Below are 14,132 nucleotides of genomic sequence, written 5' to 3' on the forward strand. Positions count from 1 at the left end.
CTTGCAAGGCCACGCCATGACCACTGTTCTCCAAACGCTGAAATGCTCGGAATGCGGTAGCGGTGCATTGCGGCGCACCGATCTGAACCAATACGTCTGCGAACACTGCGGCGCGCGGTCGGTCATCGAGGACGGCGTTTCCGACCGTTTGGACCGCGTCCTTGAACAGGTCAAGGACGCCGCAGCCGAACGCCTGGCGGCAGAGCAGTCGCGCAACCTCAGGATATCGGCCGAGAAACTCTTTCAATATGGTTTGATCACGGCCGCGGTGGTCGTGGTCTTGGGCCTGCTTTTCGCCGCCCTGAACCATTTCAGCACGAAGGAACAGATCGCCGACGGTTCGCGCGCCAGCCTCCCGGAGCCGGACCGCGCCATTCCCGTCGGCGGCCTGAAGCTCGACGAAGGGCGCCAGGTGCTGGTCGGAAGCGGCAGTTCGGCAAAAGCCAAGCTACTGGTGATCGCGCGCAACGAGACCGGCAAGCCGCTCGAGCGCCCCGGCATCACGGCGGTTCTGTATTCCGAAGGCGGCAACAAGCTCGGCACCGCCAGCGAAACCCTGCCCGCGAGCCTGCTCGCTGCGGGCGAAACCGCACCGGTGCTGATTGATCTTCCGGGCGACAAAACAGTCACCCGCCACGAGTTGCAGGTGCAGCGCCTGAGCACTCCCCACCGCTCGGTCGAGGGGCCGCGCCTGGCGTTTTCGCGCGTCCGGCTTGTCCAGGATGGAAAAAGCGACCTGCGCCTGGCGGGCCGCATCGTCAACACGCGCAAGGACGTGGCGCTGGTGGCGTGCGAAGTGCTCGTGACGGCCTACGACGACACCGGGGCCATCATCGGATTTGGCCGCGGCTACGCGCAGTCCGGCGAAGTCAAACCGGGCGAGCGGACGGCCGTGGATGTGCGCATCCCGCGTTTTGGCGGCAGCGCCGCCGCCGTTGCCGCCTGGGATTACCGCATCAGCTACGCCGTCAAGACCGACGAAAGCAGCCGCATACCGGTCATCAGCGCCGATCGGGTGATACGCACCAACGGCGCACCCGAGACTTTTGGCGCCGGCTTGCGGATGAGCACCGAGGACCTGCTGGCCGAAGACAGCGAGCGTTTTGACCTGAGCCAGCTTGAATTGCTTCCGCTTGTGGCGGGCCGGAGCCAGATCCAGCGGCCCCTGTACCTGACCGAGGTGGTGAACCGCAGCAAGGACATGATCGCCGTGTCGCCCGGCGGCGTGATCTCGCATTACGACGGCAGCCAGCCTGGCGGCTCCGTTTCCATGGAAGAGATCGCCTACCTGTATCCCGGCGAACGCTTTCCCATCCGGCTGGAATCCCCAAAAACCGGCCGGATCACACAAACGCGCGTCGAATGGAAACCTTCGCGCCGGGCCGCGCTGCCGGGCTCACGCACGCCCCTGATGGTCCAGGTGGAAGGAACACGCGCGCAAACCGGCAGCGTGCTGCTCAATTTCAGCCAGCGCTTCAGCTACAAATATGTCGAGATCAAAGGGAGCGTCAAAAACGCCGGAACCGCCATTGTGCGCAAGCCGCGGGTCTGGATCAGCTTGCGCGACCGCGACGGCCGGCTGACGGGTTTCGGGCGGGTCGACAACCTGCCGGCCATCTCGCCGGGAGAAAGCGTGCCATTTCAGGTGGATGTCGAACAAAACGGCGGCGATTTCAAGGCAGTCAGCTCTTTTTACCAGAGCACCGAATAGCCCCCGGAGCGGCCTGGGTGCCGGCGCCCGGCAAAGCGCCCCTGCCGGGCGCCAAACCGGCACCTTGTTGGTGCCCCAGCTTTTATGCGATAATGTGCGGCTTAGCGGAAAGTGCCCAGGACTGGCTTGTGTGGCTCCCGCATCGAACAAGGAAAGATCATGAAAGAAGGCATTCACCCCAATTACCGCGAAGTTTGTTTCCTGGACCTGTCCAACAACTTCAAGTTCGTCACCCGCTCCTGCGTGAACACCAAAGAAATGGTGAAAATGGACGACGGCCGCGAACTGCCCCTGTACAAGCTCGATACGTCCAGCGAATCGCACCCCTTCTACACCGGCACGCAAAAATCCGTGGACAACATGGGCGGCCGCGTCGAGAAATTCCGCAACCGTTTCGGCAAGACCACCGCCGCCGCCAAAGAGGCCGCGCCCGAAGCTGCGAAGTAAGCTGCGAATTCTTTCGCCAGCCTGCAAAAAGCAGCCTGAATTTCAGGCTGCTTTTTTTTCGGCAAAATTTGCCAGGAACTGCAAAGCCCCGCGGCCCGGTTTGACGCAAAATCAGCGCTGGCCCAGGATGCCGGACTGACGGCCATTCCCACCACTCTCGCCTTTCGCCGATCCCCAACCGTTTTGAACAAACCTTCCCCCGCCATCATTGCCCAGTCCGCCGTGCGCCGCCTGCCGCGGCTTGCGCTGCTGCTGTTCTGCGCGGCCTATGTGCTGCCGGGCTTCCTGGGGCGCGGGCCCTGGAAAAACGAGGACATCGCGGCCTTCGGCGTGATGCGCGAACTGGCCTCCACGGTGGCCAACTGGCTGCAGCCGCAGCTGCTGGGCCGGGCCACCGAATTTGACGCGCTGGCCCCCTACTGGCTGGGCGCGATCGCGATCAAATGGCTGCCTTTCCTGGACCCGGCCCTGGCGGTGCGGGTGCCGTTTGTGGGCCTGCTGGTGCTGAMCTTGCTGGCCACCTGGTATGCCGTTTATTACCTGGCCCGCAGCCCGCTGGCCCAGCCGGTCGCCTTCGCCTTTGGCGGCGAGGCCAGCCCCGTCGACTACGCCCGGGCGATCGCCGACGCCGGCCTGCTGGCGCTGATCGCCAGCCTGGGACTGGCGCAGCTCTCACACGAAACCACGCCGGCGCTGGCGCAACTGGGCTTCACGGCCCTGGCCTTCTACGCCATGGCGGCCAGCCCCTATCGCCGCGCCACCAAAATCCTCGGGCCGGCCTTCGGCCTGCTGGTCGGCCTGGCCGGGCTGACCCTGAGCGGCGCCCCCACGCTGGCCCTGCTGCTGGGCGTGGGCGGCGCACTAGTGGAATGGACCCACATGCACTGGGGCACCGACCAGAAAGACCCCGCTGCCAAACAACAGTCCTGGCACTGGGTGCTGCTGATCACCGGCATCACGCTGGGCGTCTCGCTGCTGGCCTATGGACTGGACCTCTGGCGCTGGCGCATCCACCTGCCCGGCTCTGACGACGCCACCGCCTGGCGGGACTGGCGCAGCCTGGGGCGCCTGCTGCTGTGGTTCACCTGGCCGGCCTGGCCGCTGGCGATGTGGACGCTCTACCGCTGGCGCCGGCAGCTGGCCAGCCGCCATGTCGCCCTGCCGCTGTGGTTTGCTACCATGGCCGTGGCCGCCACACTGACCACCACAGCCTCCGACCGCAGCCTGCTGCTGAGCCTGCCCCCGCTGGCCGCACTGGCCGCCTTCGCGCTGCCCACACTCAAGCGCAGCGTGGCCTCGCTGATCGACTGGTTCACGCTGCTGTTTTTCACCGGTTGCGGCATCATCATCTGGGTGGTCTGGATCGCCATGCAGACCGGTGTGCCGCGCCAGCCCGCCGCCAACGTGGCCAAGCTCGCGCCCGGTTTCGAGCCCAGCTTTTCCTGGCTGGCCTTTCTTTTCGCGCTGGCCGCCACCCTGGCCTGGACCTGGCTCGTCAAGTGGCGCGCCGGAGCGCAACGCGCGGCCGTCTGGAAATCGCTGGTGCTGCCGGCCGGCGGCGCCACCCTGTGCTGGCTGCTGCTGATGACGCTCTGGATGCCGCTGCTCGACTATGCGCGCAGCTTCGCACCCTTGTCGCGCCAGATCGCCAGCCTGGTGGACAAAAACGCCTGCGTCGAAATCTACGGCATCGGCAGCGCCCAGGCCGCCGCCCTGCAATACCACGGCCAGCTCGAGCTGCGCCAGGCCGACGCGCAGGCCAGCTGCCCCTACCTGATCGTCGATGTCGAAGCCCAGCCCACGCTCAGCAGCAGGGTCAACCTGCCCGACTGGGCTTTCCAGGCGACGGTGCGCCGGCCGACCGACAAGACCGAGAACGTGCTGCTCTACAAGCGGGTCAGCCAGGACACTCCGGCCAAAGCACCGGCTCCTTCCCGCCGCGCCAACGGCAAATCCAAGCCTTGAGCGAACTCAAGGTCATCAGCCGGCACGCGGGCACGGTGCTGGTCGGGCAACTGGCCATCATGGCATTCGGAGTGGCCGACACCGTGATCGCCGGCCGCTACAGCGACCAGGCGCTGGCCGCCCTCTCCGTGGGCTCGGCCCTCTATGTCAGTGTGTACGTGGGGCTGATCGGCATCGTGCAGGCGCTGCTGCCCATCTGGTCCGAAATGCTGGGCGCGCGGCGCCATGAAGCCGTGGGTGCTTCCGTGCGGCAAAGCATGTACCTGTGCGCCTTCATCGTGGCCGCGGGCATGGCCGCGATGCTGTTTCCCGGCGCGCTGCTGCGCTGGGCCCAGGTGCCCGAGCTGATGCGCGATGAAGTCCAGCATTACCTCGCGGTGCTGGCCTTCGCGTTTGCGCCCTCGCTGCTGTTTCGCATCTACAGCACCTTCAACCAGGCGCTGGGCAAGCCGCTGCTGGTCACCTGGCTGCAGGTCGGCGCCCTGGTGGTCAAGATCCCGCTGTCCATCTGGCTGGTAGCCGGCGGCGCCGGCGTGGAGCCCATGGGCGCCGTGGGCTGTGCCTGGGCCACGCTGATCGTGAACTACCTGCTGCTGGTGCTGGCCGTGCTGATGCTGCGGACCCGGCCGATGTACACCCCTTACCGCCTCTGGGAACGCATGGAGCGCCCCGACTGGTCGCAGATCGGCAATTTCGCCCGGCTGGGCATTCCGGGCGGGCTGGCCTACCTGGTGGAGGTGACCTCTTTCACGCTGATGGCCCTGTTCATCGCGCGCTTGGGCACGGTCGCATCGGCCAGCCACCAGATCGCGTCCAGCGTGGCGGCGGTGCTCTACATGATGCCGCTGTCGATGGCGATTGCCTGCAGCGCGCGCGTGTCCTTCTGGATAGGCGCCGGCCGCCCGGACTATGCCAAACGAGTGGTGCTGCTGGGGCTCAAGCTCACCGGGGTAGCGGCGCTCACGCTGGCGGCGTTTGTCTCCATGGCTGGGCCCCTGCTGGCGAGCTGGTACTCGGGCAGCCCCGAGATCGTCGCGCTGGCCTCATCGCTGCTGGTCTGGGTGGCTTTCTACCATGTGGCCGACGCGACGCAGGCGCTGACCGCATTTTTGCTGCGCTGCTACCGCATCACCATCGCGCCGCTGGCGCTTTATGGCGTGTTGCTGTGGGGACTGGGCTTGCTGGGCGGCTACCGCCTGGCCTATGAGGGCATCGCCGGCCATCCGGCCACACAATCGGCGGCCAGCTTCTGGGCCGCCAGCACGGTGGCCATCGCACTCGTGGCCGCCTGCTTCCTGGGCCTGCTGTGGCACGCCGTCAGGCGCAGCCTGCGGGTGGCGCCGGTGGTCCAGGCCAGCCAGGCCTAAGCGGCCTGGGCCACCTGAACCCGGCGCACGCGCGCGGCCGGAAAGACGATGGAAAAGCACGAGCCCTGTCCCGGCTCGCTTTCAATCTGCAATTCGGCGCCGTGGCGCTGCGCCACGTGCTTGACGATGGCCAGGCCCAGGCCGGTACCGCCGGTCTCGCGTGAACGGCTGCGGTCTATGCGGTAAAAACGCTCGGTCAGGCGCGGCAGGTGTTCGGGCGCGATGCCGGGGCCGCTGTCCTTGACCTTGAATTCGCCGCGGCCGTCTTCCAGCAGCGTCCAGCTCACGCGCACCATGCCGCCCTCGGGCGTGTAGCGCACCGCGTTGGTCACGAGGTTGGACATGGCGCTGTAAAGCTCGGTCTGCACGCCGGCGATTTCCGACACCGGGCCGGCATCAAACTCCAGCCTGTGCCCCTGCGGCGCGATCACCGCCGACAAGGCCCTGGCCTCCTGCTCGCACTGGGCCAGCAGCGCGCCCAGCGTCATCCAGTCGGTGGCGCCCGGAAAAGGGCTGCCTTCCAGGCGCGACAAGGTCAGCAGATCGCTGACCAGGGTCTGCATGCGCTGCGACTGCTGCGACATCAGCGCCAGGTAGCGGGCGCGCTCGGGTTCCTTGAGCGGCAAGGTCTGAAGGGTTTCGATAAAGCCGGACAGTACCGTCAGCGGCGTGCGGATCTCATGCGACACATTGGCCACAAAATCGCGGCGCATGGCTTCGGCCAGTTCCACGGCCGTGATGTCGCGCGACAGCAGCAGCTTGCGGTCCTTGCCGTAGGAATGCACGTGGACCGACAGCTTCACCGGGCGCGCCGGCGTGCTGGCGCTGCCCGGAATGACCACGTCGTGCTTGAAGTTGCCCGCCGCCACGTAGGCCTTGAAGGCCGGGTCACGCACCAGGTTGGCGATGTGCTGCAGGACGTCGCGCTGGGCGTCGAAGCCGAAATGCTGGCTGGCCATCTGGTTGCACCATTCAATGCGGCCCTGGGCGTCGAGCAGCACCACACCGCTGGGCGAGGCCTGCATGGCCGCCAGGAATTCGTCGAGGCGGGCCTGGCTTTCCTGGTATTGCTGGTCGCGGTTCTTGAGCAGGCGCCGGGTCCGGTCCGCGACTTCGCCCCAGACGCCGGGCATGCTGGGGGCGCTCCCCGCCATCACGGCCGGGGTGTCGTTGTTCTGTTCGGTGCGCAGCCAGCGCAGCAGACGGTTGATGAAGAAGCTGTCGATCACCAGCCAGACCAAGGCGCCCACCGCCAGGCCTATGCCCAGCCCGAAGCTCAGGCCGTTGACGGTGCGCGCCCAAAAGCCCAAGCCGCCGCCAACAATCATGCAGGCGGCAAAAACTATCCAGCGGTTGATCATGCGCTGGATTGTGCCGCAGCGACCGGGTTGTTGGCTGCCATCGCGGTCAGCCGGTAACCGGCGCCTCGAACGGTTTCCACCATGGTGCCCGCAGCGCCCAGGGCCTCGCGCAGGCGCTTGACGTGGACGTCGACGGTGCGTTCTTCAATGAAGACGTGGTCGCCCCAGACCTTGTCGAGCAGGGAACTGCGGCTGTGCACGCGTTCGGCATGCTTCATCAGGTAGTGCAGCAGCTTGAACTCGGTCGGGCCCAGCTTGAGCTCCTGGCCCAGGTAAGAGATGCGGTGCGTGGCCGCGTCCAGGACCAGCCCGCCCACCGTCACGCTGTCGTTCACCGACTCGGGCGCGCGGCGGCGCAGCACGGCGCGTATGCGCGCCAGCAGTTCCTGTGTGGAAAAGGGCTTGGTGATGTAGTCGTCGGCACCGGCGTCCAGCCCGGCAACCTTGTCGGGTTCGTCGCCGCGCGCCGTCAGCATCAGGATGGGAATGCTCTTGGTGCGTGCCTGCTTGCGCCAGTGCCGGGCAAGGGCCAAGCCGCTTTGCCCCGGCAGCATCCAGTCGAGCAGGATGGCGTCGGGCAGCACGGCGTCGAGTTCGCGCTGGGCCGACACGCTGTCTTCCGCCACCACGGGGTCAAAGCCGCCATGCCGCAGGTTGACGGCAATCAACTCGGCGATGGCCGGCTCGTCTTCAACGATCAGTATGCGTGGCAGGTGTTTCATTCCGTCTTTACTTTACTGCAGACTCTATTTGTTCCATGGGGGTGTGCCGTACATCAGCCCCTTTGACGATGTAGATGATGAACTCCGCGATATTCTTGGCATGGTCGCCCACGCGTTCTATGGCCTTGGCCACGAAGAGCAGGTCCAGGCTCGGCGAGATGGTGCGGGGGTCTTCCATCATGTAGGTGATGAGCTTGCGGACAAAACCGTCGAATTCCTGGTCGATCTGGTCGTCTTCCTTGAGGATGGAGACCGCCACCGCGGTGTCCAGCCGGGCGAACGCGTCCAGCGCCTTGCGCAGCAGGCCGGAAGCCAGCTCCGCCGCGATGCGCAGGTCGGACGAAGGCAGGGCCCGGGCCGATCCGCTCTCGATGATGGACTTGACCATGCGCGCGATCTTCTCGGCTTCGTCGCCGGCGCGCTCAAGGTTGGCCGTGGTCTTGGAAATGGCGATCAGCAGGCGCAGGTCGCGGGCCGTGGGCTGGCGCCGCGCGATGATGGACGACAGCTCGCGGTCGATGTCGATTTCCATCGCGTTGACGCGCGATTCGGTTTCGATGACCTGGTTGGCGCTTTCGGCGCTGAACTGCGACAGCGCATAGATGGCCAGGCGAATCTGCGACTCGACGAGGCCGCCGAGTTCCATGACGCGCGAGGAGACGCCATTGAGTTCGCTGTCAAACTGGGTCGATAGGTGTTTATCAGGCATGTGTGCTCCCTAGTCCGTATCAGCCGAAACGGCCGGTGATGTAGTCTTCGGTTTCTTTACGTTTTGGCTTGAAGAACAGGTCTTCGGTGGCACCGAATTCGACCAGGTCGCCCAGGTACATATAGGCCGTGTAGTCGCTGCAGCGGGCGGCCTGCTGCATGTTGTGCGTCACGATAACCACGGTGTATTCGTTCTTCAGTTCGGCGATCAGCTCTTCCACCTTGGCGGTCGAGATCGGGTCCAGCGCCGAACAGGGTTCGTCCAGCAGCAGCACTTCAGGCTTGATGGCGATGCCGCGGGCAATGCACAGGCGCTGCTGCTGGCCRCCCGASAGGCTGGAGCCGCTCTGGTTGAGCTTGTCCTTGACTTCGGTCCACAGCGCGGCCTTGCGCAGGGCCCATTCCACGCGCTCGTCCATGTCCGAGGCGTTCAGGCTTTCAAACAGCTTCACGCCAAAGGCGATGTTGTCGTAGATCGACATCGGGAACGGCGTCGGCTTCTGGAACACCATGCCGACCTTGGAGCGGATCAGCGCCACGTCTTTTTTGGACGTCAGCAGGTTCTCGCCGTCGAACATGATCTCGCCTTCGGCGCGCTGCTCGGGATAGAGCTCATACATGCGGTTGAAGATGCGCAGCAGCGTGGACTTGCCGCAGCCCGAGGGGCCGATGAAGGCGGTGACCTTCTTTTCCGGGATTTCCAGGTTGATGCCCTTGAGGGCGTGGAACTTGCCGTAATAGAAGTCGAGGTTCTTGACCGAAATTTTCGATTGCTCGCGTTGTGCGGTGATGGTGTCCATCTTTGACCTTGTGGTGTTGTGTGGCTGTCAGTTTTTGGCTCGCGTCAGTACGCGAGCGAGGATGTTCAGGCCCAGCACGGCCATGGTGATCAGGAACACACCCGCCCATGCCAGTTGCTGCCAGTTCTCATAAGGGCTCAGTGCGAACTTGAAGATCGTCACGGGCAGGCTGGCCATGGGCTGGTTCAGGTCCGAGGTCCAGAACTGGTTGTTCAGCGCCGTGAACAGCAGCGGCGCCGTTTCACCGGCGATCCGGGCGACGGCCAGCAGGATGCCGGTCGTCACACCGGCGCGCGCGGCGCGCAGCGTGATGCTGGTGATGACCTTCCACTTCGGCGCGCCCAGGGCGTAAGCGGCTTCCCGCAGGCCCGGCGGCACCAGTTGCAGCATGTTCTCCGTGGTGCGGATGACCACGGGAATCACGATCAGCGCGAGCGCCAGGACGCCGGCCCAGCCCGAATAGGACTTGAACTGCGACACCACGACGGTGTAGACGAACAGGCCGATCACGATGGACGGCGCGGACAGCAGGATGTCGTTGACGAAGCGCGTCACCGAAGCCAGCATGCCCTTGGTGTTGTACTCGGCCAGGTAGATGCCCGCCATGATGCCGATCGGCGTACCCACAAAAGTGGCCAGCAGCACCATCAGGAAGGAGCCGTAAATCGCATTGGCGATACCGCCCTCTTCATTGGGCGCCGGTGTCATCTGCGTCAGCGTGGCCCAGGAGAGGCCGCCCACGCCCAGGCGTATGGTTTCCCACAGAATCCATGCCAGCCAGAACAAACCGAAGGACATGGCTGCCAGGGAAAGAACCAGCGCGATCCGGTTGACCCGCTTGCGCCGGGCGAACTTTGCCAGGCGTGCGTCTTCTTGCATCACGGCGCTCATGTTTTAACCCCTTCACTCTTTCGCAGCTGGGCCAGCAGCAGCTTGGACAGCGACAGCACCACAAAGGTGATGAAGAACAGCACCAGGCCCAGGTAAATCAAAGCAGCCTGGTGCAGGCCCTCGCCGGCTTCGGCGAACTCGTTGGCCAGCGCCGAGGTGATGCTGTTGGCCGCCTGGAACAGGCTCAGCGAATCAAGCTGGTTGAAATTGCCGATGACAAAGGTGACCGCCATGGTCTCGCCCAGCGCGCGTCCCAGTCCCAGCATGATGCCGCCGACCACGCCGGCCTTGGTGTAGGGCAGCACGACCTTGGAAACGACTTCCCAGGTGGTGGAACCCAGGCCGTAGGCCGATTCCTTGAGCAGCACCGGCGTGACCTCGAACACATCCCGCATCACCGAGGCGATGAAGGGAATGATCATGATGGCCAGGATGATGCCGGCCGACAAAATGCCTATGCCCACGGGAGGGCCGGACACCAGCGCACCCAGATAGGGCACGCCGGTCAGAAGGCTTTGCAGCGGCTGCTGCACGTAGGTGGCCAGGATGGGGCCGAACACCAGCAGGCCCCACATGCCGTAGACGATGGACGGCACGGCGGCGAGCAGCTCGATGGCGGTGCCCAGCGGCCTTTTGAGCCATGCGGGCGACAGCTCCGTCAGGAACAGCGCAATGCCGAAGCTGACCGGCACCGCAATGAGCAGCGCGATCAGCGAGGTGGCGAGGGTGCCGTAAATCATGACCAGGCCGCCGTACTCGCCCTTGACGGGGTCCCAGACGCTGCTGGTCAGGAAGCCGAGACCGTATTTGCTGATCGCGGGCCAGGCCCCGATCACCAGCGACACCAGGATGCCGGCCAGCAGGGCCAGCGTCAGCCAGGCCGCGCCTTGCGCTGCCCAGCCGAAAAGCCGGTCCGCCAGGGGACTTCTGCGCACGGCATTGCCGGGGGGAGGATTGGTCATGTCGCGTCCGGTCGCTTTGGCCGGGTGGTCAAAAGCGGCCCGGCTAGCCGGAAGTGTAGAGGACACGTGAGAAACCCCTGTGTTTTGTAAAGACTGCGGAAATCAGCAGGCCGTGCTTATTTATAGGCAACCGTCTTGCCGGATGCGTCCTTGATGTCGCCCCAGGCTTTTTCGATGATGGTCTTCACGGCCGCGGGCATGGGCACGTAGTCCAGGTCGTCGGCGGTCTTGTCGCCGTTTTTGTAGGCCCACTCAAAGAACTTGAGGGAAGCGGCGGCCTGGGCGGGCTTGTCCTGGACTTTCTGCATCAGGATGAAGGTGGCACCGGTGATGGGCCACGAATCCTTGCCGGGCTGCTCGGTCAGGATCTGGTAGAAGCTCTTGGACCACTCGGCACCGGCCGCGGCGGCCTTGAAAGCGCCGTCTTCAGGCGACACGAAGTTGCCGGCCGCGTTCTTCAGCTGGGCAAAGGTCATCTTGTTTTGCTTGACGTAGGCGTATTCCACATAGCCGATCGAGTTGGGCAGGCGGCCGACGAATGCCGCCACGCCTTCATTGCCCTTGCCGCCGGCGCCCACGGGCCAGTTCACTGCCGTGCCCTCGCCCACTTTGGACTTCCACTCGGCGTTGACCTTGCTCAGGTAGTTCGTGAAGATGAAGCTGGTGCCGGAACCATCGGCGCGGCGCACCGGTGCGATGGCGGCGTCAGGCAGGGGCAGCGTGGGGTTCAGCGCCTTGATGGCCGGGTCGGTCCACTTGGTGATCTTGCCGAGGTAGATGTCGCCCAGCACCTGGCCGCTCAGCTTGAGCTGGCCGGGGGTGATGCCCTTGATATTGACCACAGGAATCACGCCGCCGATCACGGTGGGGAATTGCATCAGGCCTTTTTTGGCCAGTTCTTCATCTTTCAGGGGAGCGTCGGATGCGCCGAAATCGACGGTCTTGGCTTCAATCTGGCGCAAACCGGCGCCGGAACCCACCGACTGGTAGTTGATCTTGACGCTGGTGGCCTTGTTGTAATCAGCGGCCCACTTGGAATACAGGGGGGCCGGGAAGCTGGCGCCGGCGCCGGTCACGTCCTGGGCGCTGGCCAGGGTCGCAAAAGAGGCGAGGGCAAGGCCCATCGCGGCCGTCAGGGAAGCTTTGAAAGTCAGGTTCATCAGAACACCTCTGGGTTGAAAATAGTCGGGATTGCTTGGGACTGCTAAGGAGATGCGTCGACTGTAGGAAGCTTGTGTGACAAGCTTGTGACAAATATGACAGCCTCCCAGGGGGCATCCGCCCCTGGGGAGCGTCACAAAAGCTTCAAATTTCCGTCACGAATCTGTCACCGGGCGCTTCTACGCTTGGCCTCGTCTTTATCAGGATTAATCAGGAGAACTTCCCATGCTGAACCGCCGCTTTCTGGTCCTCACGGCCACTGTTGCCGCTGTCGCCGCCCTCGCCGGCTGCGCCACCCAATCCACCCCGGTGTCAGTGGCCGACACCATTGCCTCCCAGTCCCAGCTGAGCACGCTCAACGGCCTGGTGGCCAAGGCCGGGCTGACCGACACCCTCAAGGGCACCGGCCCCTACACCGTGTTCGCCCCCACCAACGAGGCGTTCGCCAAAGTGCCTGCCAAGACCATGGACGAACTGGCCAGGGACCCGGCCAAACTCAAGGCCGTCCTGACCTACCACCTGATTCCCGGCAAGCTCATGGCCGCCGACGTCAAGAACGGCAACAGCAAGACCGTCAACGGCGCCAATGTGGCGCTTTCCAAGGCCGGCGAATTCGTCACCGTCGAGGACGCCATGGTCCAGACCGCCGACATCTCCGCCACCAACGGCGTGGTGCATGTGGTGGACGCCGTCCTGGTTCCGCCCGCTCGCTGATATTGATACCTCCGCAAGGCCGCGCGCCTTGCTTCCCTTTATTTCACTCCGCTTCAGGCCCCTGGCTTTCCCCGAAAGCAGGGGCCTTGACAGTTTTACCCTCGCATCATCTCGACACCTGACGGCGGATACACCGCCAGGAGCCCCGCCATGTCCCTGCCCCAAGCCCTCCCCAATCGCCGCCGGCTGCTGCAACATGCCGGCCTGCTGGCGGCAAGCACCGCCGTGCCCGCCTGGGCGCAAACCGCCAAATCCGCCTCGCGCAGCCTCATCGTGGCGCAGGTCGTGGACTTTTCGCAGGCGCAACAAGACGTTTCCAAAGATTTTTTGATCGGCTCGCGCGCCGCCTGGCAGGACATCAATGCCAAAGGCGGCATTCGCGGCCGCCGTGTCGAGCACCAGACGCTGGAGACCGACGGCACGCCGGCCAGCCTCAAGATAGCCCTGGACTCAGTCRGGGACAACTCCGCCTGCGTGGCCCTTTCCGGCAGCGTCGGCGACCTCATGGCCAGCCAGATCGTCGACCTCTCCCACAAAGGCGGCCTGCCCATGGCGCACGTCGCGCCCTGGCTGCAGAACTCCAGCCTGGAGATCGACGACAAGACCTTCCCGATTTTTGCGGCGCGCCAGGAACAGATGGCCTACGCGCTCAAAAGCCTCTCGACCATGGGCCTGAAAGAACTGGGCGCGATTTACGCCACGGCTCAGGACTACAGCGCCTACCACGCCGACGTCGAACGCATCACCGCCGCCCTGCAACTCAAGCTGCAGTCCTTCAAGGGCTCCGACGACCTGCGCGCGCTGGGCCAGAAACTCACGCCCCGCACGCCCGCCGTGCTGCTCTTTGTGGGCGGAACGCCCGAACTCGCCGAATTCACCCAGGGCCTGGAGAAGCAGTCCCGCCAGCGCTACATCGTGGCCCTGGCCGACGTCAACCTGCAGACCATGCTGCAGATGGGCGCGGCGCGCAACACCCCGGTGATCGCCACCCAGCCCGTGCCCCTGGTCAACGCCAGCCTGCCGATTGTCAGGAGCTACCGCGAAACGCTGGCGCGCCTGTTCGACGAGCCGCCCGCGCCCCTGAGCCTGGCGGGTTTCATCGCCGCGCGCTACACCTATGAAGTGCTCAACGAAGTGGACGGCGCGCTGAACCGCCAGAACGTCCTGGGTGCTTTCCAGCGCCGCGGCGCCATGAACATGGGCGGCTTCAGCGTGAGCTTCAGCCCCCAGCGCCGCAGCAGCACCTACGTCACCCAGAGCATGATGACGGTCGACGGCCGCCTGATCGGCTAGGCGGCCCGAAATGCTCATGCGGGTCCCGCG

At 64.9% G+C, this 14,132-nt stretch carries 13 protein-coding genes; 6 read left to right on the forward strand and 7 right to left on the reverse strand.

Annotation, left to right across the window (positions count from 1 at the left end; genetic code table 11):
- The first annotated feature begins 16 nt into the window (after nt 1-16).
- The 4 genes from AC1D1Y_RS08525 (at nt 17) to AC1D1Y_RS08540 (ending at nt 5,490) form a co-directional block, all read left to right on the forward strand.
- Nucleotides 17-1,711, forward strand: a complete 1,695-nt coding sequence (locus AC1D1Y_RS08525; RefSeq protein ID WP_477681959.1) for an FxLYD domain-containing protein — start codon at nt 17-19, stop codon at nt 1,709-1,711.
- Between the two features lie 159 nt (nt 1,712-1,870).
- Nucleotides 1,871-2,158, forward strand: coding sequence for a type B 50S ribosomal protein L31 (locus AC1D1Y_RS08530; protein ID WP_411879876.1), 288 nt, complete (start codon nt 1,871-1,873; stop codon nt 2,156-2,158).
- 183 nt (nt 2,159-2,341) lie between these two features.
- Nucleotides 2,342-4,123: a hypothetical protein gene (locus tag AC1D1Y_RS08535; RefSeq protein ID WP_477681960.1), complete on the forward strand. Its 1,782-nt coding sequence runs from the start codon at nt 2,342-2,344 to the stop codon at nt 4,121-4,123.
- A complete protein-coding gene (locus AC1D1Y_RS08540) occupies nt 4,120-5,490 on the forward strand; it encodes an MATE family efflux transporter (RefSeq protein WP_477681961.1) in 1,371 nt (456 codons plus the stop codon). Before AC1D1Y_RS08535 ends, AC1D1Y_RS08540 begins: the two co-directional genes overlap by 4 nt.
- On the opposite strand, the gene phoR is transcribed toward AC1D1Y_RS08540, so the two are convergent.
- The 7 genes from phoR to pstS all read right to left on the reverse strand — a co-directional run bounded on the left by phoR (nt 5,487) and on the right by pstS (nt 12,094).
- Nucleotides 5,487-6,851: a phosphate regulon sensor histidine kinase PhoR gene (gene phoR / locus AC1D1Y_RS08545; protein WP_477681962.1), complete on the reverse strand. Its 1,365-nt coding sequence runs from the start codon at nt 6,849-6,851 to the stop codon at nt 5,487-5,489. The genes AC1D1Y_RS08540 and phoR overlap by 4 nt on opposite strands.
- Nucleotides 6,848-7,573, reverse strand: coding sequence for a phosphate regulon transcriptional regulator PhoB (gene phoB / locus AC1D1Y_RS08550; RefSeq protein WP_431096707.1), 726 nt, complete (start codon nt 7,571-7,573; stop codon nt 6,848-6,850). Before phoB ends, phoR begins: the two co-directional genes overlap by 4 nt.
- Nucleotides 7,574-7,580: 7 nt before the next feature.
- The gene (gene phoU, locus AC1D1Y_RS08555) at nt 7,581-8,282 is read right to left on the reverse strand and encodes a phosphate signaling complex protein PhoU (RefSeq protein ID WP_411879881.1); all 702 of its coding nucleotides are present in this window, start codon (nt 8,280-8,282) and stop codon (nt 7,581-7,583) included.
- Nucleotides 8,283-8,301: 19 nt separating this feature from the next.
- A complete protein-coding gene (pstB, locus tag AC1D1Y_RS08560) occupies nt 8,302-9,081 on the reverse strand; it encodes a phosphate ABC transporter ATP-binding protein PstB (RefSeq protein WP_007871927.1) in 780 nt (259 codons plus the stop codon).
- A gap of 27 nt (nt 9,082-9,108) precedes the next feature.
- Nucleotides 9,109-9,972 carry a phosphate ABC transporter permease PstA gene (pstA, locus tag AC1D1Y_RS08565; protein ID WP_477651550.1) on the reverse strand — a complete coding sequence of 288 codons (864 nt, stop codon included), beginning with the start codon at nt 9,970-9,972 and terminating at the stop codon, nt 9,109-9,111.
- Nucleotides 9,969-10,934 carry a phosphate ABC transporter permease subunit PstC gene (gene pstC, locus AC1D1Y_RS08570; protein ID WP_477681963.1) on the reverse strand — a complete coding sequence of 322 codons (966 nt, stop codon included), beginning with the start codon at nt 10,932-10,934 and terminating at the stop codon, nt 9,969-9,971. Before pstC ends, pstA begins: the two co-directional genes overlap by 4 nt.
- 116 nt (nt 10,935-11,050) lie before the next feature.
- Nucleotides 11,051-12,094 (reverse strand): phosphate ABC transporter substrate-binding protein PstS, encoded by a 1,044-nt coding sequence (pstS, locus tag AC1D1Y_RS08575; RefSeq protein ID WP_477681964.1) that lies wholly within the window; start codon nt 12,092-12,094, stop codon nt 11,051-11,053.
- Nucleotides 12,095-12,320: 226 nt separating this feature from the next.
- On the opposite strand from pstS, the gene AC1D1Y_RS08580 reads away from it, so the two are divergent.
- Together AC1D1Y_RS08580 and AC1D1Y_RS08585 are read left to right on the forward strand one after the other, a co-directional pair.
- Nucleotides 12,321-12,809 (forward strand): fasciclin domain-containing protein, encoded by a 489-nt coding sequence (locus AC1D1Y_RS08580; protein WP_477681965.1) that lies wholly within the window; start codon nt 12,321-12,323, stop codon nt 12,807-12,809.
- Between the two features lie 150 nt (nt 12,810-12,959).
- The gene (locus AC1D1Y_RS08585) at nt 12,960-14,102 is read left to right on the forward strand and encodes an ABC transporter substrate-binding protein (protein WP_477681966.1); all 1,143 of its coding nucleotides are present in this window, start codon (nt 12,960-12,962) and stop codon (nt 14,100-14,102) included.
- Nucleotides 14,103-14,132: the final 30 nt, after the last annotated feature.

This window comes from Polaromonas sp. P1_G1, assembly GCF_056405595.1.